The 25,726-nt window shown below is 49.1% G+C and carries 24 protein-coding genes; 7 read left to right on the forward strand and 17 right to left on the reverse strand.

Annotated features, from left to right (window positions below):
* Positions 1–4 precede the first annotated feature (4 nt).
* The 3 genes from AC506A_RS18460 to AC506A_RS18470 all read right to left on the reverse strand — a co-directional run bounded on the left by AC506A_RS18460 (position 5) and on the right by AC506A_RS18470 (position 3,481).
* Entirely contained in the window at positions 5–1,429 is a 1,425-nt protein-coding gene (locus AC506A_RS18460; protein ID WP_495462480.1) for a spore germination protein, read from the reverse strand.
* A gap of 127 nt (positions 1,430–1,556) precedes the next feature.
* Positions 1,557–2,570, reverse strand: coding sequence for a Gfo/Idh/MocA family protein (locus AC506A_RS18465; RefSeq protein ID WP_495462481.1), 1,014 nt, complete (start codon positions 2,568–2,570; stop codon positions 1,557–1,559).
* 17 nt (positions 2,571–2,587) lie between these two features.
* The gene (locus AC506A_RS18470) at positions 2,588–3,481 is read right to left on the reverse strand and encodes a sugar phosphate isomerase/epimerase family protein (RefSeq protein WP_495462828.1); all 894 of its coding nucleotides are present in this window, start codon (positions 3,479–3,481) and stop codon (positions 2,588–2,590) included.
* A gap of 187 nt (positions 3,482–3,668) precedes the next feature.
* On the opposite strand from AC506A_RS18470, the gene AC506A_RS18475 reads away from it, so the two are divergent.
* Entirely contained in the window at positions 3,669–4,538 is an 870-nt protein-coding gene (locus AC506A_RS18475) for a helix-turn-helix domain-containing protein (RefSeq protein WP_495462482.1), read from the forward strand.
* A 15-nt stretch (positions 4,539–4,553) separates the two neighbouring features.
* Positions 4,554–5,099 carry a GNAT family N-acetyltransferase gene (locus tag AC506A_RS18480; RefSeq protein ID WP_495462829.1) on the forward strand — a complete coding sequence of 182 codons (546 nt, stop codon included), beginning with the start codon at positions 4,554–4,556 and terminating at the stop codon, positions 5,097–5,099.
* Positions 5,100–5,195: 96 nt separating this feature from the next.
* On the opposite strand, the gene AC506A_RS18485 is transcribed toward AC506A_RS18480, so the two are convergent.
* From AC506A_RS18485 to AC506A_RS18500, 4 genes are all read right to left on the reverse strand, one after another.
* The gene (locus tag AC506A_RS18485; RefSeq protein ID WP_495462483.1) at positions 5,196–6,194 is read right to left on the reverse strand and encodes an aldose 1-epimerase; all 999 of its coding nucleotides are present in this window, start codon (positions 6,192–6,194) and stop codon (positions 5,196–5,198) included.
* Positions 6,195–6,371: 177 nt separating this feature from the next.
* Complete coding sequence (locus AC506A_RS18490) at positions 6,372–7,175, reverse strand: alpha/beta hydrolase (RefSeq protein ID WP_495462484.1); 804 nt, start codon at positions 7,173–7,175, stop codon at positions 6,372–6,374.
* The gene (locus AC506A_RS18495) at positions 7,151–8,083 is read right to left on the reverse strand and encodes an aldo/keto reductase (protein WP_495462485.1); all 933 of its coding nucleotides are present in this window, start codon (positions 8,081–8,083) and stop codon (positions 7,151–7,153) included. Before AC506A_RS18495 ends, AC506A_RS18490 begins: the two co-directional genes overlap by 25 nt.
* A 24-nt stretch (positions 8,084–8,107) precedes the next feature.
* Positions 8,108–9,094 carry a Gfo/Idh/MocA family protein gene (locus tag AC506A_RS18500; protein WP_495462486.1) on the reverse strand — a complete coding sequence of 329 codons (987 nt, stop codon included), beginning with the start codon at positions 9,092–9,094 and terminating at the stop codon, positions 8,108–8,110.
* Positions 9,095–9,251: 157 nt separating this feature from the next.
* Between AC506A_RS18500 and AC506A_RS18505 the strand changes: the two genes are divergently transcribed.
* Positions 9,252–9,857, forward strand: a complete 606-nt coding sequence (locus AC506A_RS18505) for a DedA family protein (RefSeq protein WP_495462487.1) — start codon at positions 9,252–9,254, stop codon at positions 9,855–9,857.
* Here AC506A_RS18505 and AC506A_RS18510 read toward each other — a convergent pair whose 3' ends face one another.
* Positions 9,858–10,643, reverse strand: coding sequence for an arylamine N-acetyltransferase family protein (locus AC506A_RS18510; RefSeq protein WP_495462488.1), 786 nt, complete (start codon positions 10,641–10,643; stop codon positions 9,858–9,860).
* A gap of 164 nt (positions 10,644–10,807) precedes the next feature.
* Here AC506A_RS18510 and AC506A_RS18515 point away from each other — a divergent pair, with 164 nt between their 5' ends.
* From AC506A_RS18515 to AC506A_RS18525, 3 genes are all read left to right on the forward strand, one after another.
* Positions 10,808–11,758: a nucleoside hydrolase gene (locus tag AC506A_RS18515; RefSeq protein WP_495462489.1), complete on the forward strand. Its 951-nt coding sequence runs from the start codon at positions 10,808–10,810 to the stop codon at positions 11,756–11,758.
* 117 nt (positions 11,759–11,875) lie between these two features.
* Positions 11,876–12,370 carry an AraC family transcriptional regulator gene (locus AC506A_RS18520; RefSeq protein WP_495462490.1) on the forward strand — a complete coding sequence of 165 codons (495 nt, stop codon included), beginning with the start codon at positions 11,876–11,878 and terminating at the stop codon, positions 12,368–12,370.
* Between the two features lie 33 nt (positions 12,371–12,403).
* Positions 12,404–13,297, forward strand: a complete 894-nt coding sequence (locus tag AC506A_RS18525) for an AraC family transcriptional regulator (RefSeq protein ID WP_495462491.1) — start codon at positions 12,404–12,406, stop codon at positions 13,295–13,297.
* A 215-nt stretch (positions 13,298–13,512) separates the two neighbouring features.
* Here the strand turns inward: AC506A_RS18525 and AC506A_RS18530 are convergent, their stop codons facing one another.
* The 9 genes from AC506A_RS18530 to AC506A_RS18570 form a co-directional block, all read right to left on the reverse strand.
* Entirely contained in the window at positions 13,513–15,273 is a 1,761-nt protein-coding gene (locus AC506A_RS18530) for an ABC transporter substrate-binding protein (RefSeq protein WP_495462492.1), read from the reverse strand.
* A 79-nt stretch (positions 15,274–15,352) separates the two neighbouring features.
* A complete protein-coding gene (locus AC506A_RS18535) occupies positions 15,353–16,258 on the reverse strand; it encodes a carbohydrate ABC transporter permease (RefSeq protein WP_495462493.1) in 906 nt (301 codons plus the stop codon).
* 11 nt (positions 16,259–16,269) lie between these two features.
* Complete coding sequence (locus AC506A_RS18540; protein ID WP_495462494.1) at positions 16,270–17,193, reverse strand: ABC transporter permease; 924 nt, start codon at positions 17,191–17,193, stop codon at positions 16,270–16,272.
* Between the two features lie 91 nt (positions 17,194–17,284).
* Positions 17,285–18,847: a response regulator gene (locus AC506A_RS18545; protein ID WP_495462495.1), complete on the reverse strand. Its 1,563-nt coding sequence runs from the start codon at positions 18,845–18,847 to the stop codon at positions 17,285–17,287.
* Positions 18,840–20,633, reverse strand: coding sequence for a sensor histidine kinase (locus tag AC506A_RS18550; protein ID WP_495462496.1), 1,794 nt, complete (start codon positions 20,631–20,633; stop codon positions 18,840–18,842). The genes AC506A_RS18545 and AC506A_RS18550 overlap by 8 nt, the downstream gene beginning before the upstream one ends.
* A 269-nt stretch (positions 20,634–20,902) precedes the next feature.
* Positions 20,903–21,709 carry a GTP pyrophosphokinase gene (locus AC506A_RS18555; protein ID WP_495462497.1) on the reverse strand — a complete coding sequence of 269 codons (807 nt, stop codon included), beginning with the start codon at positions 21,707–21,709 and terminating at the stop codon, positions 20,903–20,905.
* Positions 21,710–21,749: 40 nt separating this feature from the next.
* A complete protein-coding gene (cls, locus tag AC506A_RS18560) occupies positions 21,750–23,198 on the reverse strand; it encodes a cardiolipin synthase (RefSeq protein ID WP_495462498.1) in 1,449 nt (482 codons plus the stop codon).
* Positions 23,199–23,457: 259 nt separating this feature from the next.
* Positions 23,458–24,138: a DNA-binding response regulator gene (locus AC506A_RS18565; RefSeq protein WP_495462499.1), complete on the reverse strand. Its 681-nt coding sequence runs from the start codon at positions 24,136–24,138 to the stop codon at positions 23,458–23,460.
* 215 nt (positions 24,139–24,353) lie between these two features.
* Complete coding sequence (locus AC506A_RS18570) at positions 24,354–24,626, reverse strand: DUF2277 domain-containing protein (protein WP_495462500.1); 273 nt, start codon at positions 24,624–24,626, stop codon at positions 24,354–24,356.
* A 147-nt stretch (positions 24,627–24,773) separates the two neighbouring features.
* On the opposite strand from AC506A_RS18570, the gene AC506A_RS18575 reads away from it, so the two are divergent.
* Positions 24,774–25,673, forward strand: a complete 900-nt coding sequence (locus AC506A_RS18575) for an SDR family oxidoreductase (RefSeq protein WP_495462501.1) — start codon at positions 24,774–24,776, stop codon at positions 25,671–25,673.
* Positions 25,674–25,726: the final 53 nt, after the last annotated feature.

Genomic DNA, 25,726 nt, shown 5'->3' on the forward strand with positions numbered 1-25,726 from the left:
CAGCTCACCTCTTCATCTTGTTTCTGATCTTATTCTTCGTGCGCGTCTGAGAAGGACGGTAGTTCAGTTTGTTGAATGGGGCGCGGAAGAGCACATCACGCCACTCGCTGGGTTGAGAAGGTGCGATCGGAGTCAAGTAAGAAGAACCGAAGCTGGTCATACCGCTCAGGTGAATAATGACAGCAGCCAGGCCCATTGCCAGTCCGAGATTCCCCCAGAATCCGGCCAACAAGATCAGACCGAATCGGATGAGACGTATCGAAGCGCTCATGGTATAGTTCGGGATAACGAATGAAGCAATGGTCGAGGAAGCAACTGCAATAATGAGAATATTACTTGTTAAACCTGCTTGCACGCCGGCTTGACCGATAACGATACCGCCGACGATACCGATGGTTTGCCCGATTTTTGTCGGCAATCTGGCGCCTGCTTCGCGCAGTAGCTCGATTGTAAGCTCCATCAGCAGCGCCTCGTATACAGGTGGGAAAGGCACTCTGCTGCGGGATTCCGCCAGAGTCAAAATAAGATTTTGCGGTATCATCTCGTAGTGATAGGTTGTAACCGATACATAGAGAGCCGTGAAGATCATCGTGATGAAGAGGGCAATGAACCTTAATATTCGCGTCGCCGATCCGAGCATCCAGCGCATGTAATAATCGTCAGAAGAGGAGAAGAATTCCATGAATGAGGCCGGGATACTGAACGCAGTCGGACTCCCGTCCATTAAGCCGACCACTCTTCCGGCAACAAGCTTGGAAGCAATGGCGTCAGGCCGCTCCGAGGTCAATATTTGCGGAAAAAGCGCATAAGGACTGTCATCAATAAGCTGAATCAGCATGTTCGTATCGAGCACCGCATCCATTTCAATGTCCTGAATTCGATTCTTCAGTTCGTTCACATACTCCATATTGGCAATGTCTTTGATGTAGAGTACATAGACATCCGACTTCGTAACTTCCCCTACAGAGAGTCGGATTACTTTAAGGTGGGAGCTCTTAATTCGCTTGCGCAGCAAGCCGAGGCTGACACCGGCATCCTCTGTGAATGCATCATGTGGGCCGGTAATCGTTGTTTCCTGTTCCGACTGCGAAACGGAGCGCCCTTCGTTGCCGGAAACATCAACTGCATATGCCATATTTTCAAAGAAAAAGGCTGCATGTCCGGACAATATATTGATAACGAGCTTCTTGCTATCCGTCACAGGAACAAACTGCGACTGCGTTACGAGCTGCAGCAGCTGCTCTGGATCCGTATTCTCGATCAGGTTCAGCAAATCTCTGTAAAGCTTGTCCCCTGAAATCAGGTTGCCTATAAAGAGTATATCGACACCTAAACTAGGAATCGATCGGTGAATGAGATCACTACACTCCTGAAACTCATGAAGGGTATGTGCAAGCGTAGGTAGATTATTCTCTTGTGATGAAGTCATACACACGCCTCCGCTGGATGGGATTTCCGTTATTATGTATCGAATGGAAACTCTCTAACCGCATATAAAAAGAGAGCCGCCACTTTGGCCGACTCTCTCTTCCTTACAGCTTCCAATCCATTACAGCTTATAGTTTAATCTTCTGTCCCAAGCGTGCGCTTTCTACGGCGCCAAACACCATTGCAACGCTCTTAATATTGTCATGACAGTTCGTTTCGGCAGGACGGTTCTCCTCCAGCGCCGCGAACATTTCATCCATACAACCGAAATGGCCTTCACGCCCGCTCCATTCTTGACTGCCTTCCACTCTTTTCATTTCACGGGTAAAGCCCTCTGGTTTTGAACGGTCGATGCATTCACCGTACGGCATCGTTGCTCCGTCCCAACATGCCCCGCCTTCGCTGCCGGTTACGCGCCAGTTCGATTCCCATGAGGTATTGAGTCCATCCGCGCACCAGGAACCGTTATAAGTGAAAACCGAACCGTCGCTCATTTCATAGATACAAACGGCAGACGCATTTCCTTTGTACCATGAACCCGGAGGGTTATACTCGTGGCAATAGACAGAAACAGGATCAGCGCCGCTCAGGAAGCGGGCTTGATCGAACGTGTGAATCGCCATATCTACGATAAGCGGATTATCCATGAGGTCACGGAAACCGCCGAAATGCGGTCCGAGGAAGAAATCAGCATGAATCGAACCGACAGTACCGATCGCTCCAGATCCGATTAAATCGCGGAAAGAACGGATTTGCTTATTATAACGGCGGTTTTGCATGACGGAATAGCTTCTGCCTGTTTCCTTGCTCACAGCAACGATTTCTTCGGCATCGGTATACGATTCTGCCATTGGCTTCTCGCCGAACACGTTGCAGCCTGCGCGCATCGCCGTCGTTACGATCAGCTTATGGCTGGCCGGTATTGTCACATCAAACACAAGATTGGCATTCGTTTCAGCTAAGGCTGCTCCGAGATCCGTGAAAGTCGGCACTTGCAGGCCGCGTTTGGCTGCCTGCGCCTTGGCACTCTCTTCATAAATGTCGACTAACCCGACAATTTCGGCATTCTCCCGCTCTGTTGCGTAATCGAGCCACGTATTGGACATGCCGCCGCAGCCTGCTACTACAATGCGATGCTTCATCGATCATCGATCTCCTTTTATACCGGATTAGGAACAAAATCGCCGCCGCGGCAGCGTTTCAAATAGTTGAGACCATGCACTTGACCTGTCATTTCGAGCTCATCCCTGTAGACCGGATCATGCCAGCCCTCGATATCGATGCTGCCTTTGTAGCCGGCTTGACGCAGAATCGAAATAATATCGGTCCAGTTGGAATCGCCGAACCCCGGCGTCCGGTGCCAAACAAATTCACGCGGACCGTGAATGCCATATTCCTTCACAACATCCCATGCGATTGTAGCATCTTTACCATGTACATTGAATATTTTAGAGGTCCATTTGCGAAGCTGTGGAATCGGATCGATCAAGCTCACCATCTGATGGCAAGGCTCCCATTGCAGTCCGATGTTGTCCGCGTTCACCGTATTGAACATCATTTCCCACGCCGTCGGGTTATGCGCGATATTCCATTCACCGCGGCCCCATGTGCCGCCCATATCGCAATTCTCGAAAGCGATTCGAACGCCGCGCGACGCTGCGCGTTTGGTCAGTTCGCCAAACACTTCACCGAATCTCGTCATGGACTCATCAATGCTGCCGGGCATTCTTCCCGTAAATCCGGTGACCAGGTCTGTGCCAAAAGCTTCTGCAGCATCAATCAGCCGCTCCCAGCTGGCTAATGTATCATAGTTGTCTCCCGCGCCAGTGAGTGGATTGCCGAATACACCTAACGTAGAGATGACGATATCGTGCTCCGCCAGCTGCTCCTTTACTTTCTTGGCGAGCTCCGTTAGATCTGTCCCTTGCGTAGTTTGCCAGAAGGTCAGACCGAAGGACTCGAAGCCGTGCGGGATAATTTGCGGTATGACCGATGCTGCCGTATTGCCATTAACAAGCGTACCAATTCGAATATTATTCACGTTAAAGTCCATCACCTTTCCGATTGCTTCCAAATGCTGGTTCTGCTCCTATCGTACCGAAAGTCGGGAATTGAAACTAGAAACAAAATTGCGTAATATTCGAACAATCTTATGATAGTTTTGACGATAAAAGCGATTCCAATTGAGATTGGAGGCAGTTCTATCGTAAAATCGTACGTATAGACAGGAGGCTGTCCCTATGACGGTAAATCCGTTTAAAGAGAATACGTGGATTCCCGATCGCACTTTTCCAATCAATGTGTTCATCGTGAAGGAAGTACATTTGCATTGGCATGATCATATGGAATGGGTGTTTGTCAAAGAAGGCCGCGCCCGCGTACAAATCGATGCTTCTTATAGGCAGTTGAACAAGGGCGAGCTCGCTTTCATCAATACGAAGCAGCTTCATAGCGTCGTACCGCTTGAACCGGATGCTGAGCTTATCTGTATCGTATTTAATGAGGCATTGGTGAGGGGAAGCGGGCTGGATATTACAGAGCATCATTATTTTGTTCCCTACTTGCAGCAGCAGTTGAAATGGCCGAGTACGATGCAGTCCACAGATCCGTACATCGACGAGATGAATCTTTCCTTTGCTAGACTCGTGGAGGAATTCCAAGCGAAGCAGCCGGGATATGAGCTGCTCGTGAAAGCGGAGCTGCTGCGGATCTTCGGGCTATATTTTCGATATGCCCAGCAGCACACCGACTTATCTATGCCGCGCGCACAGAAGCCATATGATTTCTCGCATCTGCTCCAAACGCTTCGCGAGCGTTATCAAGCGTCTATCAGCGTAAACGAAGCTGCACGTATGGTAAATTTAAGCCCGACTCATTTCTGCAAAATCTTCAAGCAGGTCACAGGCAAGACATTGATCGAATATATCCATATGCTGCGCGTTCAGGAAGCAGAGCGGATGCTGCTCGATACCGATTATCCTGTCGCCGAAATCGCCGAGCGTGCAGGCTTCTCCAATATGACTTATTTTGGTAGAGTGTTTAAGAAGGTTCGCAACTCGACGCCGTCAGCGATCCGTAAGGGACAACTGCTGCAAAGAGCAGATCAATAATTAGGAGGGACTTATCTGTTTCCGAGATTAGAAACCGACAGACTGATTTTACGTGAATTAACGGAAGCGGATGCGACTGGGATATTTGCTTGTTTCTCGAATGTGGAAGTCACGCGTTATTACGGGCAAGAACCGCTCGATCAGTTGGAGCAAGCCGCCGCCTTCGTAGAGTTCTTCGCTCGAAATTACCAAGAGAAACGCGGCATTCGGTGGGGCATTCAGCGCAAAGACAGCCCGGATAACAGTATCATTGGCACGATCGGTTTTAATGCGTGGATGTCCAAACATCGTAGAGCCGAGATCGGCTATGAGCTCCATCCGGATCACTGGCACAAAGGATATGCGTCAGAGGCTGTTTCCAGGATCGTCGACTACGGTTTTGAACAGCTTGAACTGACAAGAATCGGTGCCGTTGTTTTTCAGGAAAATACGGCTTCACATACCTTATTAACGAAGCTCGGCTTTCAGCAGGAAGGTGTTCTGCGAGATTACATGGTTCAAGGCGGCAAGTCTTATAATACGAATGTATACAGCCTTCTTCGCGACCGTTCATCGCATTAAAAAAGTCCGCATCGGCGGCCGGCGCTCCCTCCTACGGAGGAGAGTGTGCTGGCTGCAGATGCGGACTTTACTATATGGCGATTAATAGTCAGTGAATTAAGCCTTCTTCACGTACAGGCGGCCCGTCTCTTCCCAAATCTCACCGGGAGCGAGGCTGAATAAGCCGATTTCATCAGCAGGCATGTCCACATGCGGCGCGTTCACGAGGTTGATTTGCGGCTCTGGGCAGAAGAAGCCTTCTGTAGCGCCGTTGTTCCAAATCATCCACTGCTTGTATGAAGTGCCTACATCATAAACGAGCGTGATGCCGTGCTTCGTATCGGTCAGTTCCATCCGGTTGCGGCCATTTTGCGCTGCAGCCGTATAATGGTTGTCCAGCGATTCGAAGAATGGATACACACCGTCGCCTTTCATCAGCTCTTCATTCGTGGACAACGGCTGATGTTTGCCTGTCGGAAGCATGCGCTCGCTCATCTCCCAGCGCTCGCCGATCGTCAGCTTCAAGCGATAGTCTTGCGCAGACCCGCCTGGAACGAACGGAGCGTTAACCGACGTGTGAAACGCGAACAGACATGGCATGACATCGTCGCCATCATTACGAACCAGTACGTGCTGGTGCAAACCGTCGGCGCTAATGGCATAACGAAGTCTGATCGTAAATTTATGCGGCAGATACGTATACACGGAACTCTGCTCATCGACTTGAAGCGCAACAACGACATAACTCTCGCTCGCTGTTGTGCCGAATTCTTCAACTGCCCAAGTCTCGCTATGTACAAAGCCATGCAGATGGTTGCCCGTCGCAGGCTCATTGACCGGGAATTGGTACGTGCGTCCGTTCCAAGGAAACTTGCCGTCCTCGAAGCGATTCGGTGGAAACAAAACCGGAATACCGTGAATGAATGGTCTCGCCTTGAATGATTCCATCTCGTCCATCGTTGGTTCATGAAGATATGGAGTACCGCTTGCCACATCGCGGAAAGCGATCAGATTTCCCCCAACCTCGGGCAGAATGGCCGCCTCGTAGCGATCGTATTTCAACCAAACTGCCTTTTCTCCCTGATAGGTACCTTCAAAAGCTCGATTCTCGCTCATCGTCATTTCTACTCTCCTTTAGCTTCTTGGATCGCACAGACTACCTCACTAGATTAACATAGCCATTAGGGGATAATCACCCGTATTCTTCAAAAAAACCTCCCTTGCAAGAACCGTCCACATCAATGCGGACCGTTCACAAGAGAGGCCATCTGCTGCGCTAAGCACTAGCACTAGTTAAAATTCGTTTCGCTTCAGCCAAAGTCCGCATACCGTTGTCCAGTTGGCAACATGCGAGTCTGCTTCCGCCAGTCCCAAGCCATGTGCGCCTTGCTCATACACATGAAGGTCAAACGGGACCCCTGCACGTCGCAGCGCCAGCGCAAACTGCAAGCTGTTCTCGACCGGAACGGCTCCGTCATCGGATGTATGCCACAGGAATGTCGGCGGTGTATCCGGCGTAACCTGCAGCTCATTGCTTAGCAGTTCGACCAGCTCTACTGACGGATTCGCGCCGAGCAAATTCATACGGGAGCCTTCGTGCGTAAACGGAGACTTCATCGTAATAACCGGGTAGCACAGAATCGTGAGATCAGGTCGGCAGGACACACGTTCAATCGGATCATCCGCTTCCGGATTCCCTGCATCATAATGAGTGCCAGCCGTAGAGACCAGATGTCCGCCTGCGGAGAACCCGAGTATGCCGATCTTGCGCGTGTTCACGCCAAGCCCTTCCGCATGAAGCCGAACATATCGAATCGCCCGCTGCACATCATACAGCGCACTCGGGTATTGATAAGGCGCCACCCGGTAACGCAGCACGAAAGCTGATATGCCAAGACTGTTAAGCCAAAACGCGATCGGCTCTCCTTCATGGTCAGCCCGCATCCCATACCCGCCGCCCGGACAGACGATAACGACACTTTCGCTGCCATCTACCAAATAAGGCGTGAGTGCAGGACGATCTTCGTCGGTCGTTCCCGCAGCAAGCGGTGCGCCTTCCGGCCATAGTTCGATTAGCGTGTCCGCAGATCCAACCATTTGATTTCCTCCGGCGTCAGTGTAAGCGTCGTCGCTTCCAAACAAGACTTCATTTCCGCCTCATTGCGCGCCCCGATGATTGCAGCCGTTTGGAAGGATTGGTTCAGCACATAGGCAAGCGCGATTTGAATAGTCGAGAAGCCTTTCTCTTTGCCAAGCTGCTCTGCACGGCGGTAACGCTCCCAATTGTCGTCATTGTAGAACACCCGTACCAAATCCGCATCTGTGCGATCCTCTGCCGTAAACCGGCCTGTGAAGAAGCCACGTGCTTGCGCCGACCAAGATAACAGAGGCAGCTCCGTACGCTCATGCCAGCCCAGAATCTCCTCATCGACACTGATGCAATCTGCCCAATAAGGCTCCTGAGCTTTCGCAAGACTAAGATTGGGGCTGCTAAATTCAAAGCCGCGCAAACCATGCTTAGCCGCATATTCGTTCGCCTCTTGCAGACGAGCCGTTGTCCAGTTGGAACCGCCGAAAGTGCGAATGCGGCCTGCTTCGATATGCTCATTAAGAATCTCTACAATTTCGCCAACCGGTACGTTCGTATCGTCGCGATGAAGAGCGTACATGTCGATATAATCGGTGCGAAGGCGCTCTAAGCTGATCATCAGCTGGTTATAGATGGACTGCTTGTTCACTTGCGGACCCTCTTGATTCGGATGGCCGCCTTTCGTCCATACATTGATGGATTCGCGATTTTTGCGCTCTTCCATCCACATGCCGATGGCTTGCTCGCTCTTGCCGCCGTAATAAATAAAGGCCGAATCAATCGTATTGCCGCCAATTGCCGTAAACGCATCCAAATTCGCGGACACGAGTTCATACACTTCCGGCGCAAAATAATCCGAGCCCATGATAAGTTGAGAGATGCCCTGCTTAACGCCAGGCAGTTTGATTTGTTTCATGATTCCATTAACCTCCTACATCAATTAGATGCTAACTCGTGTACGTGAGTAAGCTGATTTCAAACATGCATCGATAACTTTCATATTTGCCACCGCATCCGCAGCTGTGAACGAAGCTTCTTTCTCGCCCCATACTACTCGGGCAAACTCATCGGCTTGCAGCGCATATTGATTAAGTACAGGCTGCGTCACTTCACGCTTGCCGTCCTTCGAATGTACGTAGAAAGTAGGATTGCCGATGTAGGCTTCCGGCACTTCAATGCGGCCGTTCGTTCCAATGACTTCAAGCGTATTGCGGAAAGCAGCCCACATGCCGCAATCGAATGTCAGCGCTACGCTGCCCGGGAATTCCAGAATACCCGAAGCCATCATATCGACATTGTCATGTTCAGGGGAAATTAAGGCATGCACCGTTGCCGCTTCCGGCTCTGTGCCGAGCAGCAATCTCGCCGCACTAATCGGATAGCAGCCAACATCATAGATCGAACCGCCGCCCCAATCTCTGCGGTAACGTACGTTTTTGGAATCTCCGGCATTATTAAATGTAAAAGTCCCGTGAATACCGCGAATTTCGCCGATCTCGCCGGAAGCGATAACGGCCTGAATGTCTTCATAACGAGGGTGCAGACGGTACATGAATGCTTCTGCAAGATGAACGCCGTTCTTGGCAGCAGCATCAGCCATACGCTGTGCCTCTTCGGCATTGAGCGCGATTGGCTTCTCACATAGGACATGCTTGCCCGCTTCCATCGCACGGATGGACCATTCCATATGCAAATGATTCGGCAGTGGAATATAGATAGCGTCGATATCCGCATCATTCAAAATTTCTTCATAGCTTCCATAGGCTTTGGCGATTCCGAGCTTCGCTGCGGTTTCTTCTGCCTTTGCCAAATCGCGGCTTGCAATCGCTGTCACTTCTCCGGTTTCGGATTGTTTCGTGCCCGGGATAACGGAATGTACGGCGATTCCGGCACAGCCGATAACGCCCCAACGCAATTTACGTGTCAATGTGATGGCCACCTTTTTCAATAAATTGGATTCGACCCTAGTATAGTCCATAATGAGAAGGGAAGAAATATAAAACAACTTCATTTTCATATAACAAAAGCGTACTCAAGCGAGTCGAATCGGACTTGAACCCGCATAAGAAAGTAGGCTGCACCGCTTGGAATATCTATTAGAATTACTCATTTTCCGTTATGGCTATATCGGATTAACGTTCGCACTCGCACTTGGCATTGTCGGTGTGCCTGTCCCGGACGAGGTGCTGCTCACCTACTCAGGCTACCTCGCCGGCAACGGGACTCTGCATCCGCTGCTTGTCGTGTTATGTGCCTTTCTCGGTTCAGCACTAGGCATTACCGTAAGCTATTTGATCGGCATCCGGTTTGGGCTTCCCTTCCTGCTCAAGTACGGTCCCAAGATTCACATCTCTGCGGCTAAGATCGAACGTGCGCAAGGGTGGATGAATAAATACGGCAACTTGCTGCTCATACTGGGCTTCTTCGTTCCGGGTGTTCGCCACATAACAGCTTATATGGCGGGGATGTCGAGGCTCAAATTCAGTACGTTTATGTTATATGCTTACACAGGTGCGCTGTCTTGGAGCGTGCTCTTTATTTATATCGGTTTCCTGCTAGGCGATCGCTGGCTGCACGTCAAATATTACGTCCATCATTATGGGCTTGCCTTCTTGCTGTATGGGGGTATTGCGATATTCGCGTTGTTCAGCTTCCGAATGCTGCTAGCTATGAGGAAAGTGAAAACCTAATTAAAGCTTGATGCCAAAATACTTCTCTAATGCTTCATCAAACTGGGCTTTCGTCCCCGCTTGAAAGACGACAGGTATCCCTTTGCCTACGAATATACGGAACTCCTCTCCGGATACCGTATTACGTCCTTCCTTCGTTCGGACAGCCAGTATCGGAGCTTTTCTGAAAACCGAATCCGGCGCATTCTCGCACCAGAACGTTGCAAACTCGTAGTCTCCCGCAAGCTGCGGTTCTTCGGTAAAGGAATAAATACGGCTCCATTCTCCTCGCTTCTGCTCACACAGAAACCAACCAAACTCGCTGTCTCGCTCCATACGATAGACTTCTTCGCCTTGTGTCTGCTCCAGCTTCTCTACCAGCTCAATCGGCCTTCGCGGTACGATGCCCCCAACGCCGACATCGACTAAATAGGTGCGACCTTCCGCCTCCACCTTCAACACATGGTGACGCCGTTTCGGTGGCAGCGTATCGACATCGCGCCAGAAGCGGGCCACAAGATCCGTAACCGGGTAACCCAGCTCCCGCAGCAGCCAGCCGAACAGCGCATTAAGCTCGAAGCAGTATCCGCCGCGGCGGCGGTGAACGATTTTGTCCATGAGGGAGTCAATTTGCAGGGACAAGGGGATGCCGTTCATAATATCCAAATTCTCATAAGGCACTGTGTGCAAATGACATTCTTGCAGGTCGGCAAGCGCTGCTGCACTGCCGTCAAGCGGACCTTGATAGCCGATCCTCTCGAGATAGGCAGCTACTTCAGGTTTTACATGCGTACGATCATTCAGCATTTACGTCTACTCCTTTGCCCTTACATCGTAAGGAATGAATACTTCTAAGTTTAATTTTCAGCGCGAAAATGTTCAACACTTTTCACCCTAATATTGGTGCTGCGGCTCCCGTAAGGTTATACTGGAATATAGCGTCATTTAACATCAGGATAAGGGGTAGCAAAATGAAACAACTGAAAATGATCATCGATGCCGATACAGGGATCGATGACGCACTAGCCATCCTATATGGCATCAAGTCAGGCAAGGCGGATATCGTTGGCATCACTACTATCTTCGGCAATATTCCTGTCGATCAAGCTACAGAGAATACGCTGCGAATCATAAAGCTAGCCGGAAAAGAAAACGAAATTCCTGTCAGTCAAGGTGCTTCACAGCCCCTTACTCGTAAAGTAGAAGTATTCCCTACGCATGTGCATGGCGTTAACGGGATCGGAAATGTAGAGATTCCCGCATCTGCGCAGCGTCCGATTTCCGAACCTGCAGCAGATTTCATCGTTCGCACGGCGGATGAGCTGGAGAATGAACTCGTTATCGTTGCACTTGGCAGACTCACTAATCTCGCACATGCGCTGAAGAAGGACCCTGAGCTCCCGTCCAAAATCAAGCATCTCTATGTAATGGGCGGAGCCGTACACGTTGCCGGGAATGTGACACCGACTTCCGAAGCGAATATTTGGGGCGATCCAGAGGCTGCTGATTTCGTCTTTCAATCCGGATTGAAGATCACGATGGTTGGTTTGGACGTCACTTGTCAAACGCTGCTTCGTCAATCTCATCTGGATATGCTGGAGCAAACCTGCAAGCCGGAGAACCGTGAGATCGTTAGTTTCCTAAATCGCTCTATGTCCTATTACTTTGATTTCTACCGCCAATCCGATGCTTTGCATCAATGTGCGCCTATGCATGACCCTCTAACCGTGCTCGTTGCGTTAGAGCCTGGCATCGTTCAGACGCAGCAAATGCATCTATCGGTGGAATGCAAAGGTGAGCTAAGCCTGGGAATGACCGTTGCTGACCTGCGGAGAAAGCCGGCTGTCGGCTCTCCCGTAGACGTTTGCATCAAGGTTGATGCGGACCGCGCGATTGATCTCATGCTGGAAGTGTTTGTATAACGTGATCAAGGGACAGCGCAGCATCTATTGCGCTGTCCCTTTTGCTTTTGCTCCATTGACTAGGAACGGACGTTCCCTTATCATGAAGCTGTATGAATCTTCCATAGGAGTGATTTGGTGAGACAGCTGAACATTTCGGTTTTGCCGGAGATGAGAGCTCAGATTGTAGAACATGGGGAGATGAAATTGATCGGCATCCCTTGTATCGGCCTCCATGACATGGGGGGTAAATATCGTCACGCGAAAGAAAGCTTACTTGGACTTGCCGCACATATGCCCCAAATTATAGATGCGTCCGTTCAATATGGCATGTGGCCTCAAGTTCCTGGGCAGGATACCCCGGACACGCATGCTTATCTATTGTCCGTAGAAGTATCCACGTTTGAAGGGATACCCGAATGGTTTGCACGTATGACCGTTCCAGCTCAAAGCTGTGTAGCTGCATCCAGTCAGGATGGCGATTTTGATGGTGCCGGAGAGGTAATCGATGCCTATATTGAGCAGCACGGCTTGCAGTTTGATCCGCAAGCACGAGCCTATACCATCTGTGAACGATATCGTTACAATGCCGAAGGTTTCGCACGATACTCGCTGCCGATCATATCGCAGTAGGAATGTGACAGATGTCCCGATCAGGAGGAATTTATGACCGTATTTCGAGGAGAGAATTACTTCCACCAGGAAGATTTCCCCTTCCATATTGATCGCTACACGATTCAGAAAGGTGAGCATATCCCTTCGCATACGCATGACTTTGTCGAGCTTGTTTTTGTCGTGGAGGGCAGCGCGCTGCATGAAATGTCCGGCCATACGTACCAGCTTGTTGCTGGGGACGTTTTTGTGCTGGAGCCCAACGTCTATCACAGCTATACCTGTTCACCAGATAAAGAAACGATTGTGTATAACGTTCTCTTCGAAGCGTCTTTTCTCCAACGTGAGATGGAAGTGCTGCAGCAGATGCCGTCGTTCGTCAACTTCTTCTATCTCGTTCCTTTTCTGCGCAAAACGCAATCCTTCGTTCCCTATCATTCGCTGCAGCCCAGTCAGAAGCTGCAAATTCAATCCCATCTGCAAATCATCTACGATGAATTCCGGCAGCGGCGGGAAGGTTATCAGCTCATCATCAAGACGCGATGGATCGAGTGTCTCGTCTGGCTTAGCCGCTTCCATCATGAGAACCGCAAAACGTTACCGCCCTCCGTTGTAAGCGACAAGGAGTGGATGGACTCCATCGTTAACTTCGTGGAGCTGCATTATTATCAGCCGCTTACTCTTCAGCAATTAAGCCAATTATGCGGCATGAGCGTCTCTTCCTTTACCGCAAAGTTCAAGGAAACGACTGGCCTCAGCCTGCTCGACTATAAGCACGCCGTCCAGATCCGGCATGCCGCGAATCTACTTGAGACCACTGATAACAAGGTGCTCAATATCGCACTGGACGTCGGCTTCAACGATGTCAGCTTCTTCAATCGGATGTTCCGTAAACACACCGGCCAGACGCCTGGTGAATACCGCCGGCAATTGAATGCTGGAACTTAGTGGGACTGTCCCGAAAGTGTGCGTAGTGACTTTTGGGACGGTGCTTTTTTTTGGCGGTGCACTGCTCCCGGAGCAACACATCTGCAGTTCGCTCACCTTTTAGGTGCATGTGTTGCTCCCAGAGCAACACATCTGCAGTTGATCGATCTGCAAGCCGTGAATACAGAACAAAAAGCCTCTCACACCAATGGTGTAAGAGGCTTCATTGCTATTACTTACTTCGCGCTCCACAATTCTACGCGGTCTTTCACGTATTTCGTGTAGCCTTCTTCCATTTTCTTCACGCCGGCTTTGTCGAGATCCGCCATGTAAGCATCCCATACTTTATCGAAGTCAGCTGGTTTTGCCAGAATCGCTTCAGGGATACGTTTCCATGTGATGTCTCTCATCTTCGTGCCAAGAATCGATACTTCGTCTTCGCCCGGTATGGAGATATTCCATGCAGCGCCGTATGCTTTAACCTTGAACTCGTCCTCTTTCGGGAACAGGTCTTTCCAAGTTGTTGCTTTGTAAGCAGCAAGTGTTTCTTTCTCTACATCGCTGTAGCCAAGAACCAATTGCTCAGGGAAGTTCTTCGTGTAGTAGTTGCCGGATGGATCTTTGGCGCCATCGCCGTAGTGAACCATCATGTTCCAGTAGAAGTTGATACCTGATTCTTTCGTGAATGCTGTATTGTCGTTGTTGATACGATCTTGCACTTCTTGCGGCACAACGCGCTTGCCATCAACTACCTTATAATGTTTGCCTTCGACACCCCAGTTGTTAAGCACTTGGAACTCATCGGAAGCCAGGTAATCCAAGAATTTAATGGTACGAACCGGATCCGGATTCGTGCTGGAGATCGAAATGCCGTAGCCGCCCATGAAACCAGTTGGCCAGAACGATGCTTCTTTGATGTCTTTGGACATTGTAACTGGATAGTGACCATACGTTTGATCGAACTTGCCAGCTGTTTTCAATGCTTGCTGACCATCGTTGTAATCCCAGTCTTGATCGATCAGACCAAGAACGCGGCCTGTTGCAACTTTCGCTTTGTATTGATCATATTTCTGAACGAAGCTTTCTTTGTCAAGCAAGCCGATATCGTTCATGTGGTTCAACCAGCGGAAGTATTCTTTCTCTTCCGGACGACGGAAGTGGTAGATCGCTTCATGCGTGTCTTGGTTAATGAAATATTCGCCATCATCAGAACCGCCTGTTGTAGCTACGGCTGGGTTCGTTACGGAAATATACATATGCCAGTCATCTGCATTCAAGGAAACGCCGATGTTTTTGTTGCCGTTCTCATCTGTCGGGTGCTTCTCTAGGTACGACTTGATTACAGCCTCATAGTCTTGAACCGTACGAATTTCAGGGTAGCCCGCTTCTTTCACTACGCGGTGTTGAAGCTCGAAGCCGCCGCCTGCAACGAAACGCTGCTCATCCGCTGCAGCCCATGTAGGAATCGCATAGATCGCTTGGTCTTCATTCGTATATTTAGCGCGCACCAGGTAATCGCCCAGTACTTTCTTAATGTTCGGAGCGTATTTATCGATCAGATCTGTCAGATCAATAACAGCGCCGGCATCAACGAGCTTGCCGATATCGCCTTTAGCAGAAATAATATCCGGATATTCGCCGCTTGTAGCAATCAGAGCAACCTTCTGCGCCGGATCGCCGACTGCGAATTCCGCATCAAGCGTTACGCCGGTTTTCTTCGTAATTTCTTTACTGACATCATCTTGCATGTTGTTCCAGTTCGGATTCGGGTCTTCAGCAAACATGGAGAACGTGATTGGAGACGTATCTTCCGCTGCAGCATCTTTGTTTGCATCGGCGTTTGCGGCATTCGTATTCGAATTGCCTTCTGTAGTTACCGCAGTATTGCTCGTTTCATTGTTCTTCTCATTGTTGTTGCCACCGCAGCCAGCAAGTAATCCAGCAAGCATTGTGAGCGACATTAGAATCGAAGCTGTTTTGGCTGTCTTTCTTTGCATGTTGCAAACCCTCCCATAATGGTAAAAATTATATTGTATAAACAGGAAACCTGCTAATACCAAATTGTGGTGAATCGAGTTAGCTTTTTACCGCACCAAGCGTCATCCCTTTGACAAAATAGCTCTGCAGAAACGGATACACGATCAGGATCGGTACCGTTACGATAATCGTAATGGCCATCTTAACGGATTCCGGTGAAATCTGTGCCATGACCTCGACCATGTTGCGGCCGCGGAAATTATCGACGTTCGTTGTCGTGCTCTGGATAACCTTCATGAGCTCATATTGGAGCGTTGTCAGATGATCCTGCGAGCCGTTGTACAAGTAAGTATCGAACCAAGAGTTCCACTGACCGACCGCAAGGAACAATGCAATCGTGGCGAGTGCCGGCTTCGTCAGCGGTAGAATGACACGCCAGTAAATCGTGAAATCGTTAGCGCCGTCAAGCTTGGCTGATTCTTGCAGTGCATAAGGGATCCCATCGATAAAGGATCGAATAACGAAGACGTTGAATGCGCTAACAAGTCCGGGTAAAACATAGACGGCGAAGGTGCCCATCATATGAAGATCCTTGATCAAGATGTAGAACGGAATCAAGCCGCCGGATACATACATCGTGAGCGCCAAGAATGTAGAAACGAATTTCCGTCCTTGGAAGTCAACACGGCTAAGAGTGAAAGCCAGCATGGAAGCACTGATGAGACCAAGAAGCGTGCCGATAACGGTCCGAAGGATCGATATTTTGAGTCCGGTCATTAACCCGGAGAAGGCAAATATGGTTTCGTAATTCTTCAGTGTGAATTGACGCGGGAAGATCGTAATTCCGCCGCGCACACTGTCTGTAGAGTCATTCAGCGAGATTGCCAGTACGTTTAGAAACGGATACAGTGTAGCGATCGTAACAATGATGATTGCAGTGTAGACAACAATATCGAAGATGCGGTCAGACCAAGGCGTACCGCTGGATATTGAGCGAGTTTCCATTTGGCAGCCTCCTATATAATGCTTTCTTTCGTAATTTTCTTGAAGATGCCGTTAGCCGTGAAGAGCAAGAGAACACTGACGACAGAGTTGAAAATATTAATGGCGGTACCGAATGAATAGCGCCCCATCCCTAACCCGTAGTTAAGCGCATACAAATCGAGCGTTTGTGAATAATCACGGACTAGATTGTTGCCTAGCAAGAACTGTTTCTCAAACCCGATGCTGATCAAGTGACCGATCGAGATGATGACCAAAATGATGATTGTAGAGCGAATACCCGGCAGCGTAATGTTCCAAACCTGCTGCAGCCTGCTCGCGCCATCTACTCTTGCTGCTTCATACAGCTCCGGTCCAATACCGGCAATCGCAGCCAGATAAATGATCGTGTTCCAACCTGTTTCTTTCCATACATCAGAGGCGGTAACGATACCCCAGAACAAATTGCCTTTGGCCGAGAACTGAATCGGTTCGCTAATGATATGAAGACCGACCAGCAGATCGTTCACTGCACCGTTATCGGTGGAGAGCATCTTCGTTACGATGCCTGCTGCAACGACCCATGAGACGAAATGCGGTAAATACGAGATTGTTTGTACAAACCGCTTGAACACTTGAATGCGAACTTCGTTGAGCAAGATTGCAAAAATAATCGGGATCGCAAATCCTGCAATCAATCCCATCACGCTCATCGCCAGCGTATTGCGCAGCGCCTGGTAGAACGAATCGTCATGGAACAGTTCCTTGAAATAATCGAACCCTACCCATTTTTGTTCGAAAAACGATTTGGCAGGCTTGAATTTCTGGAACGCCATCGTCCATCCCCAGAGGGGCAAATAGCTGAATACGAACACCCACGCTATAAAGGGAAGAGACATCAGATACAAATATTTTTGCTGCATAAATGTGTGCCAGAAACGCGGCTTCCGGTAGTTCATAAGCAATTCCTCCTTGCTGTATGATCTAATGATAAATTAAATAAAGCGCTTTCAGTACCCTAACAATTTTGCTCAAAATCATATAAAAATCTCACATTTTCCGATAGGCGGACGGAGAGCTGCCGACGTATTTTCTAAATTTGCTATGAAAATAATCGACGTTGGAGTATCCGACCTTCTCAGCAACCAGATACACTTTCATCCCTTGGCTGAGCAGTTCTTTCGCTTTCTCAACCCGAACTTTATCCAAGTACGTGTTGAAATATTCGCCTGTTTCGTTCTTAAACAGCTTGCCGAGATACGCACTGTTGTAATTGAATACTGCTGCCAGCGCATCCAGCTTCAAATTCTCCACATAATTGCGCTGGATCAAATCAAGCATTTTCTTGATCTGTTTGTCGGTCCCCACGGTGGCCGATTCTGGCTTTAATCCCTGTAGAAAAGCAATGACATGTTGTTCCAACTCGTTATAATGTGTTTGCTCGTATATGGCATGAATGCTTGCAGACAGCTGCCCGCCTCTTGTCTGCATGTCCGTATCATGCTGAGACAGCTTGCTGATCACGCAGGTAACAATTTCGGCAAGCGTAGACTTGATCGTTTGCTCCGAGGTGCCGCGCGCAAGCAACCATCTGCCTTTCTCCGAAACCAAATCCGCGATGGCCTTGGTATTACCGATATCGATGGCAAAATAGATCTTCGCCGCTGTTTCACCGCAATCAATAACTACAACGTCAGCCTCAGCATCTACAGTCGGTGCAGATTGTATAATTGGCATCGTTTGCGCGGTGATTAGCTGACTGCCCTCATAGAAGAATCGCAAACTCACGTACTTCGCAGCTTCCTCATAAGAACTGCTGATGTCCTCTAATCGGCTCACACTTGATCCTGCCGCAGCTGTAATTATGAGGTCCTCTTTCGATAATAGTGTTGTCATGTCCCTGTATAAGGACTTTCGCTTCTGTTCGAGCTGCAGATCCTTCTTCACGAGCAGCCCAATAAAGGAATCAACGGAGAACACGACACCTATGCCATTCTCCTCAAACGCTTGAACGAACAGCCCCTTCAGCCTCATAAGCTGACCATGCTCGATTACTTGCCCCTTGCCTTGCAATTTAAGGAGCACGACTGTATAGCTGTCCCAATTGAGGTCGGCATCCGCCAATTCTTGAGCTGACAGTGCTATTGGCATTTGAGTGCCCGGAGTCAGATAGGACTGTACGACTCGCTCCCGATTCCATACTTCCTTCATCTCATTCTTCTGCTTCTCCGCGGATTCTCGCGTAAGTGTGGTGTGCAGCTTGTTCAAGTAATCGACCAACTCGTCTTCGTCGACCGGCTTGAGCAGATAACCGTCCGTATCCAGCGCAATCGCCTTCTTCGCATAATCGAAATCCGCATAGCCGCTTAGGATTAAGACATGAACAGCCTGGTCGTTCTTCCTGAGCTGATCGATCAGCTCAAGCCCGCTCATTCCCGGCATACGAATGTCCACGATCATCAGATCCGGTTTGTGACGTTCATATTTTACAAGCGAATCCTTCCCGTTTGCTGCGGTATCCACCACTTCAAACCCAAGTCCATTCCAGTCAATCAGCGTTCTTAAGCCTTCGCGGATCGTAGGTTCATCATCAGTAATGAGCACTTTATACATAAGCAGATTCGCCTCCAATAGGAATCGTAAATTGAACTCTGGTACCAATGCCCGGCTCGCTCCAAATATCCAGTCCATACTCGCTCCCATAGAGGAGCTTCAATCGCATATGGACATTTCGAAGCCCGATGCGGTTGCCTTCCCCATCTTCCTGATCGCCGAACGTTTGATATACCTCTTCCAGCCTCTCTCTCGCCATGCCTTCGCCATTATCAATGACTTCGACGTGAATCATTTCCCCTAGCAATTCGGCTTTAATGCGAACGAGCCCGCCTTCTTCCCTGTTCTCAAGACCATGAATAACCGCATTCTCGACTAAAGGCTGAATGATTAGTGGAAGAATCGGTGCCTGCTCAGCAGCGGGATCAACCAGCAGCTCATACATTAACCGATCTTCATATCTGAATTTCTGGATGTCCAAATAACAGCGAACCATATCGATTTCATTACGCAGCATGACCGTTCGATTGCCGGCTTCGAGATTTTTGCGCATCATTTTGCCAAGAAGCCTGACGACATTCGAAATTTCCTTCTCCCCCTTCAAATGTGCCTTCATCCGAATCGATTCGAGCGCATTGAATAAGAAATGGGGATTGATTTGACTGGCCATCATTTTGAATTTGATCTCATTTTGCTTCGACTGAATTTGCACCTTCTGCTTGTTCGATTCCTGTACTTCAATGAGGAGCTCGTTGATGCTGACTACCATGGCATTAAACTGCCTGGATAGCTGCCCGATTTCATCCTTGCCGTCAATTTCGAGCGCAATATCGAGGTTACCGGTCGCCACCTTCGTGATGTGTTTACTAAGACGAAGCAGTCGATTCGAGAGAAATGTCGCAAAGCCGTATATTAAGCCGATTGCCACAACGAGACTGATCGCAATGACGGTCAGCGCCAGCACGATAATTTGATTCGCGTCCTTTACGATGCTGTCGATGGAGAATACAGAGATGATCCGAATCCCGTTCAAGCTCGAAGCTGGAATGAGCTGTTCAATTTGAATTTGCGACGACTTGCCATCTACAATGGCCTGGAATCTACCGCTTTGCTTATCGATGACGTTGGGATCAAACGAAATGTCGGTAAGCGTCTTTCCCACCCGATTCGGACGGTTCGCGGACACGATATGATTATCATCATCTACGATCATCGTCTCGAAGGTTTCTTGATTGAGGATGGAATCGAGCATTCGCCCGTTCACATTGATTACGAGCACACCGATGTTATGCTGATTAAGGAAGTCGATTTTGCGAATAAGACTCAAATATTGTTTATGATCGCGTTCATCCTCGATGTAATTCCAGCCAATCAGCCCGCTGCTGTTGATGGCAGTTTGATACCAGTTTGTCCGGATAATAGGGGTCGTTGGCTGTATGAATTCCCAATTGTTCAGCAGCGTCTTATTATTGATATAGAACCGAATGTTCGTAATTTCCTTATACAAGCGGATGTATTCCTTGATATCCGGATAATCTTTGTATGCCTTCACGACGTCATAGACCGTCTCATACTGACCATTCGCGAGTCCCGCGAGCCGGCTGTCATTAGACATCCGATAGGAAATATCATTCGAGACGTTGATCACCTCGGCCGTCCGTTTCTTCACCCGCTCCACGTTTGCAGCTGTCTGTTCAAGTGCGTTCTCAAGCGCCATATGCCGCAGCTCACTCGTCAGAAAGACGCCGACCATCATGACCGGTACGAAAACAACGACAATGCAGGATAAAATAAGCTTGGTTCTCAGCTTCATATCATTCATGCTGCGGATCAGGATTCGGAACATAGCTGTGGCCTTCCCTTCTGTATATGAGCGATCTATTTTCTGGAAGCGTTTTCAAAATAGTTGGTTAATGATGATGCTCAAAAGCATATCCTCCATTCTAATCAATTGATTACATAAAGAACAGGTAATATTTGTTCCATTTTTCATGTAATAATTAGTGATTTTGGATCATGCTGTGCATTTCGGAGGGGATCATCCTCGAAAAAAAAGAACAAGCGATCCCAAAAGGGACCGCTTGTTCTTTACTTCAACTACCATACCTACCTGCGTTACTTCAAATTCGTCACCGGAGCAGCCGGCGATTGTGCAGGAGCAGGCTGGGGCGAAAGTGCAGCTGGAGCTGGTTTAGGCGATAGAGCCGCCACAGGTGCTGGTTTCGGAGCTGGTTTAGGCGTTCGTATAGCAGGTGGCGCAGGTGGTGACAGCGAGAGTGATGAGGTCGAAGGCGCGAGAGTCCCTTCGCTGAAACGCTGAACCTCCTCTTTCAAGCCCAGCATCCGTTTGTCGAGCACGCCGATCATATCGGCGGTTTCCTTCAATTGATCGCGAATGGATTCCGGCATATCATCATGAAATTGATAATAGATTTTGTGCTCCAAGCTTGCCCAGAAATCCATAGCGATGGTCCGCAGCTGAATTTCCACTTGTACATGTTCAATGCGCTCGGACAGGAACACAGGGATTTCGATAATCAGATGCAAGCTCTGATACCCGTTTGGCTTTGGATCTTTTATGTAATCCTTGACCTCGATCACCTTAACATCGCCTTGTCTGCGAATCATTTCGTATACGCGGTATACATCGGTTGTAAACGAACATATCACACGCACGCCGGCGATATCTCGAATATGTGCGGCCGCATTTTCTTTGGAAACTTCCATACCTTTGCGCTGCAGTTTCTCCACGATGCTCTCTGGCGATTTTATCCTTGTTTTCACATGCTCGATCGGATTGTAATGTTGAACAAATTGAAGTTCTTCGTTGAGAATGGTCAGTTTGGTGCTTATTTCATCTAGTGCAAACTTATAACTCATGAGCATTTTCGCCCATTCCATCACCATTTGCTTGTCCATCATCGTCTCTCACACTCCTTGTTGCTCTCATCTGTATTACCCACTACAAGATCGGCGATAACAGCCGTACGCAGGATTCCCTGAACCTGTGAAACGTCGATCGTTGCTTGTAGGCTTCATAAGTCAGCTCAGAGCTGACCTTCATGTCTTCTTCAAATATACGTTTCAATTGTGCCGCCGTTTCGGTGTCGTATAGAATCGCATTAACTTCAAAATTCAATTTAAAGCTTCTAATATCCACATTGGCTGTCCCGACCGAGGCGACATGACCATCCACCACGATCGTTTTCGCGTGAAGGAAGCCCTTCTCGTAGAGGTAGCATTTCATGCCTTCGCTGAGCAGATCCCCCAGATACGAGTACGATGCCCAGTACACCATTTTGTGATCCGGCTTGCTTGGCAGCATCATGCGTACGTCGATTCCGGATAGAACGGCCATTTTCAGAGCGGTTAATAAGCTTTCATCCGGTATAAAATAGGGCGTTTGGATATAGATCGTTTCCTTCGCCGAATTGATCATTTTGATATACGCATTCTTGATTTGCTCCAGCGTCTGGTCCGGTCCGCTCGACACAATCTGAATACCCGCGTTTCCTGTATTGGCGGCCGGCGGGAACAGCTCCAGCACGTCTCTTGTAATCGGCGACGATGAAGCCATGTTCCAATCCAGCATATAATGGGCCTGCATTTGGAGCACCGCATGGCCGGTAATGCGCAGATGCGAATCCCGCCACGCGCCATAGCGCTCATCCTGCCCTAAATATTCATCTCCAATATTGAAGCCGCCAATATAGCCAATTTGCCCATCGATAATCACAAGCTTTCGATGATTGCGATAATTGACGCGAATGTTCAAGTAAGGGATTTTGGATGGGAAGAAGAATGCGACCTCTCCACCTGCAGTTCGCAGCCGATCGAAGAAATGACGCGGGAGCAGCGAGCATCCGATGTCATCGACGAGAAATCTGACCTTGACGCCTTGTTTGACTTTATTCGTAAGCGCATCGAGTAGGCGATTGCCCAGTTTGTCATTTTGCACAATGTAGTACATGAGATGAATGTGACTGCTCGCCCGCTCTATATCGTCGAACAGCGCACCGAATTTATCATTGCCGTCGGTAAAAATTTCAACCTTGTTGTTCTGCGTGTACAGCGCAAAACCGCTCGTCAAATTCATATAGATCATATCCGCGTAGTTCGCAGCTGCTGCATCGTTAAACACAACCTGATTATCCCGAAACTCCCGCCGCTGATTCTCGATCATCGTGTTCATCGTTTCTTTCGTCCGTTTGTTCAGCTTATAAATCTTCTTCTTGCTCAGATTCTGCCCCAGTACCAGGTACACCACGAATCCGACCGCCGGCAGAAAGAGCAGCACCATCAGCCATGCCCACGTCACGCCAACGTTACGCCTCTCCATGAAAATAACCGCAATCGCGAGTGGAATATTAACGACCATCAAATACGTAAAAAAATTCCCGAAAGTAAGCATCGGCATGCATCTCCTCGAATGCTGGCGCCATCTTTGCATTCCTTACCCAGTATAAACCATTTTGGCCCAGAGGCCAAAAGTTGGAGTGGCGGGGGGGCGTTCGGCCCATGCAAACTTTGAATTTGCCACCATGTAGATCTCCTGGTGCGCTACATGCACTCATTTCGCCGCATTTGCCCCCATGTAGATCACCTGGTTTGCTTCATTGGCTCATTTCGCCGCATTTGCTCCCATGTAGATCACCTGGTGTGCTACCTCATTACCTGCTACTCCAGTTTGAACTGGAGAGACTGTAGCGCATGATTCTACCTGTTAATGAAACTTTAGTTACAAGATACCCTTTACTTAAGAGGGATCGAAGATATTTTGCTGCTGAAACTCTGGAAATCCCCAGCTTCTTCGCCGCCGTGACAGGTGTCAGCTCCCCCCAGCATTCTTGCATCAAATGCAAAAGTGCTCGCTCGTAAACACTCAAGTCCTCTCCAGCACGGCGAGCGATGCCGCCCCATTTGGCCAGTGCCATGAGCAGCGTTTGTTGACTGCGGCGCGGCTTTTCCATGACCTCGTCGAAGGCAAAACGAAGCAGTTTCCAGCCTTCGATAAGCAGCTGATTTTGGCGGCTTAGATCGTCGGCGAACTTCCAGCGGGAAATATCGCGCCAATGCAGGCCGAAGCCATCGACCTCCAGTAATAAACGGTAAGTCAAAGGAGGGCAGTAAGCATAATTGACGAATCGCGTCCCGCCCTTCAAATCCTGCAGCTCATACTCGGGATGCAGATAATCCAGGTTCCCCACGGCCGGCCACCACACCTGCTGAAGCAGAGCTTTCTCTGCATCGCCAGGTTCCGCCAATCTGCGTTTTCGCTCCTCGCTCCCACCTTCGATCGCTTGCTCCATCATGCGCGAATAGGCTAGCTCGAACCCTTGCTCCATCATCATAGGCACACTCCTCCGACAAACAAAAATAGGCTGCCCGCTCGGAAAAGTTCCGAGAAGAGCAGCCTGTGCTTCAGGACTATTATTTTTACTTTATGTACAATTATAGTGGATTCAACTTTTGCGCGCTAGAGAAGATTTTGCGAGTAAAGAATTCGCTTTACCACCGAATACGAACTCATCACTTCGTCGATGACGCAACTCGGCATGACGCCATGCTACTTCGTCCCAAACCGCTTTACCGAGCGAATGCGGGCGCGTTCGATTTCGATTTGGCGATTGCGCGGCTCGGCGTTGGTCACCAGTGAGCTCAGCAGCTTCTGAGCAACTGCAGTAACTTCATCAATGGCGGTGTGAAAAGCAGCTTCATTCGCTTTGGATGGCGCAGTGAACCCCGAGAGTTTACGGACAAATTGCACCGCCGCTGCATGAACCTCTTCTTCCGTAGCAGGCGGGTCAAAATTGAACAGCGTCTTAATATTACGGCACATATCAAGTCTCCTTTGATCAAGCATGATTCCTTATTTTACTACACCACAGCCGCAGTCACTAGTCTTGAACTCCGCTCATGTACCCATTCACGTTCCGCCTGAATAATGTAGACCATCTGAATATTTTCAGGAGGTTATCCATAACCAATGATTCCTGTATACCCTTATTATGGGAAAAAGACTGTCTGCAAAGAAGAGCCTATCGCGTTTCCTCCCCAGCATCAGCCTGTCCAGCCAGGGCTCGAGTATGAAATGGTGCCAAGGCCAATCTTTGAAAATCCATCATATAAAGGCAGCTGCAAGCTTCAAGATAAGGTTGCAATCATTACCGGCGGTGATAGCGGCATTGGTCGCGCGGTTGCAATTGCTTTTGCCAAAGAAGGAGCCCATGTCGTCATCCCCTATCTGTATGAACATAAGGATGCTGCCGAAACAAAGCAAAGAATCGAACAGCTCGGCAGAACCTGCCTGCTTCTACCAGGTGATTTGAGATCAGAGCAGCATTGCCGGGACGTCGTCAATCTTACGCTGCGGACATACGGTAAGATTGATGTCTTGATTCTTAACCAAGGCGTACAATTTCCACAAACCAGCATTATGCATATTTCTACGGAGCAGCTATATAACACGTACAAGACGAACATTTTCCCCATGTTCTATTTAACCAGAGCAGCGCTTCCGCACATGAAGTCCGGAGGTACGATCGTCAGTACGGCTTCAATTACAGCGTATCAAGGGGCACCTCTTCTGATTGACTACTCTTCTACGAAAGGCGCGGTCGTTTCATTCACACGATCACTTGCCCTTTCCTTAGTTAACCAAGGTATCCGAGTAAATGCGGTCGCACCGGGACCGATTTGGACGCCACTTACCGTTTCCAGTTACCCTGCAGATTACGTTTCCACCTTTGGCTTGGATACTCCGATGAAGCGGGCAGGGCAGCCGTTCGAACTGGCACCTGCTTATGTGTACCTGGCGTCCGACGATTCCAGCTATGTAACAGGCGAAGTCATCCACGTCAACGGAGGGGCAATGGTCACCACATAAAAGTTGCAAAATAAAATGCCCGCCTAAGATCATACCTGATCCCGGCGGGCATC

It is taken from the genome of Paenibacillus sp. N22P23 (assembly GCF_059383735.1).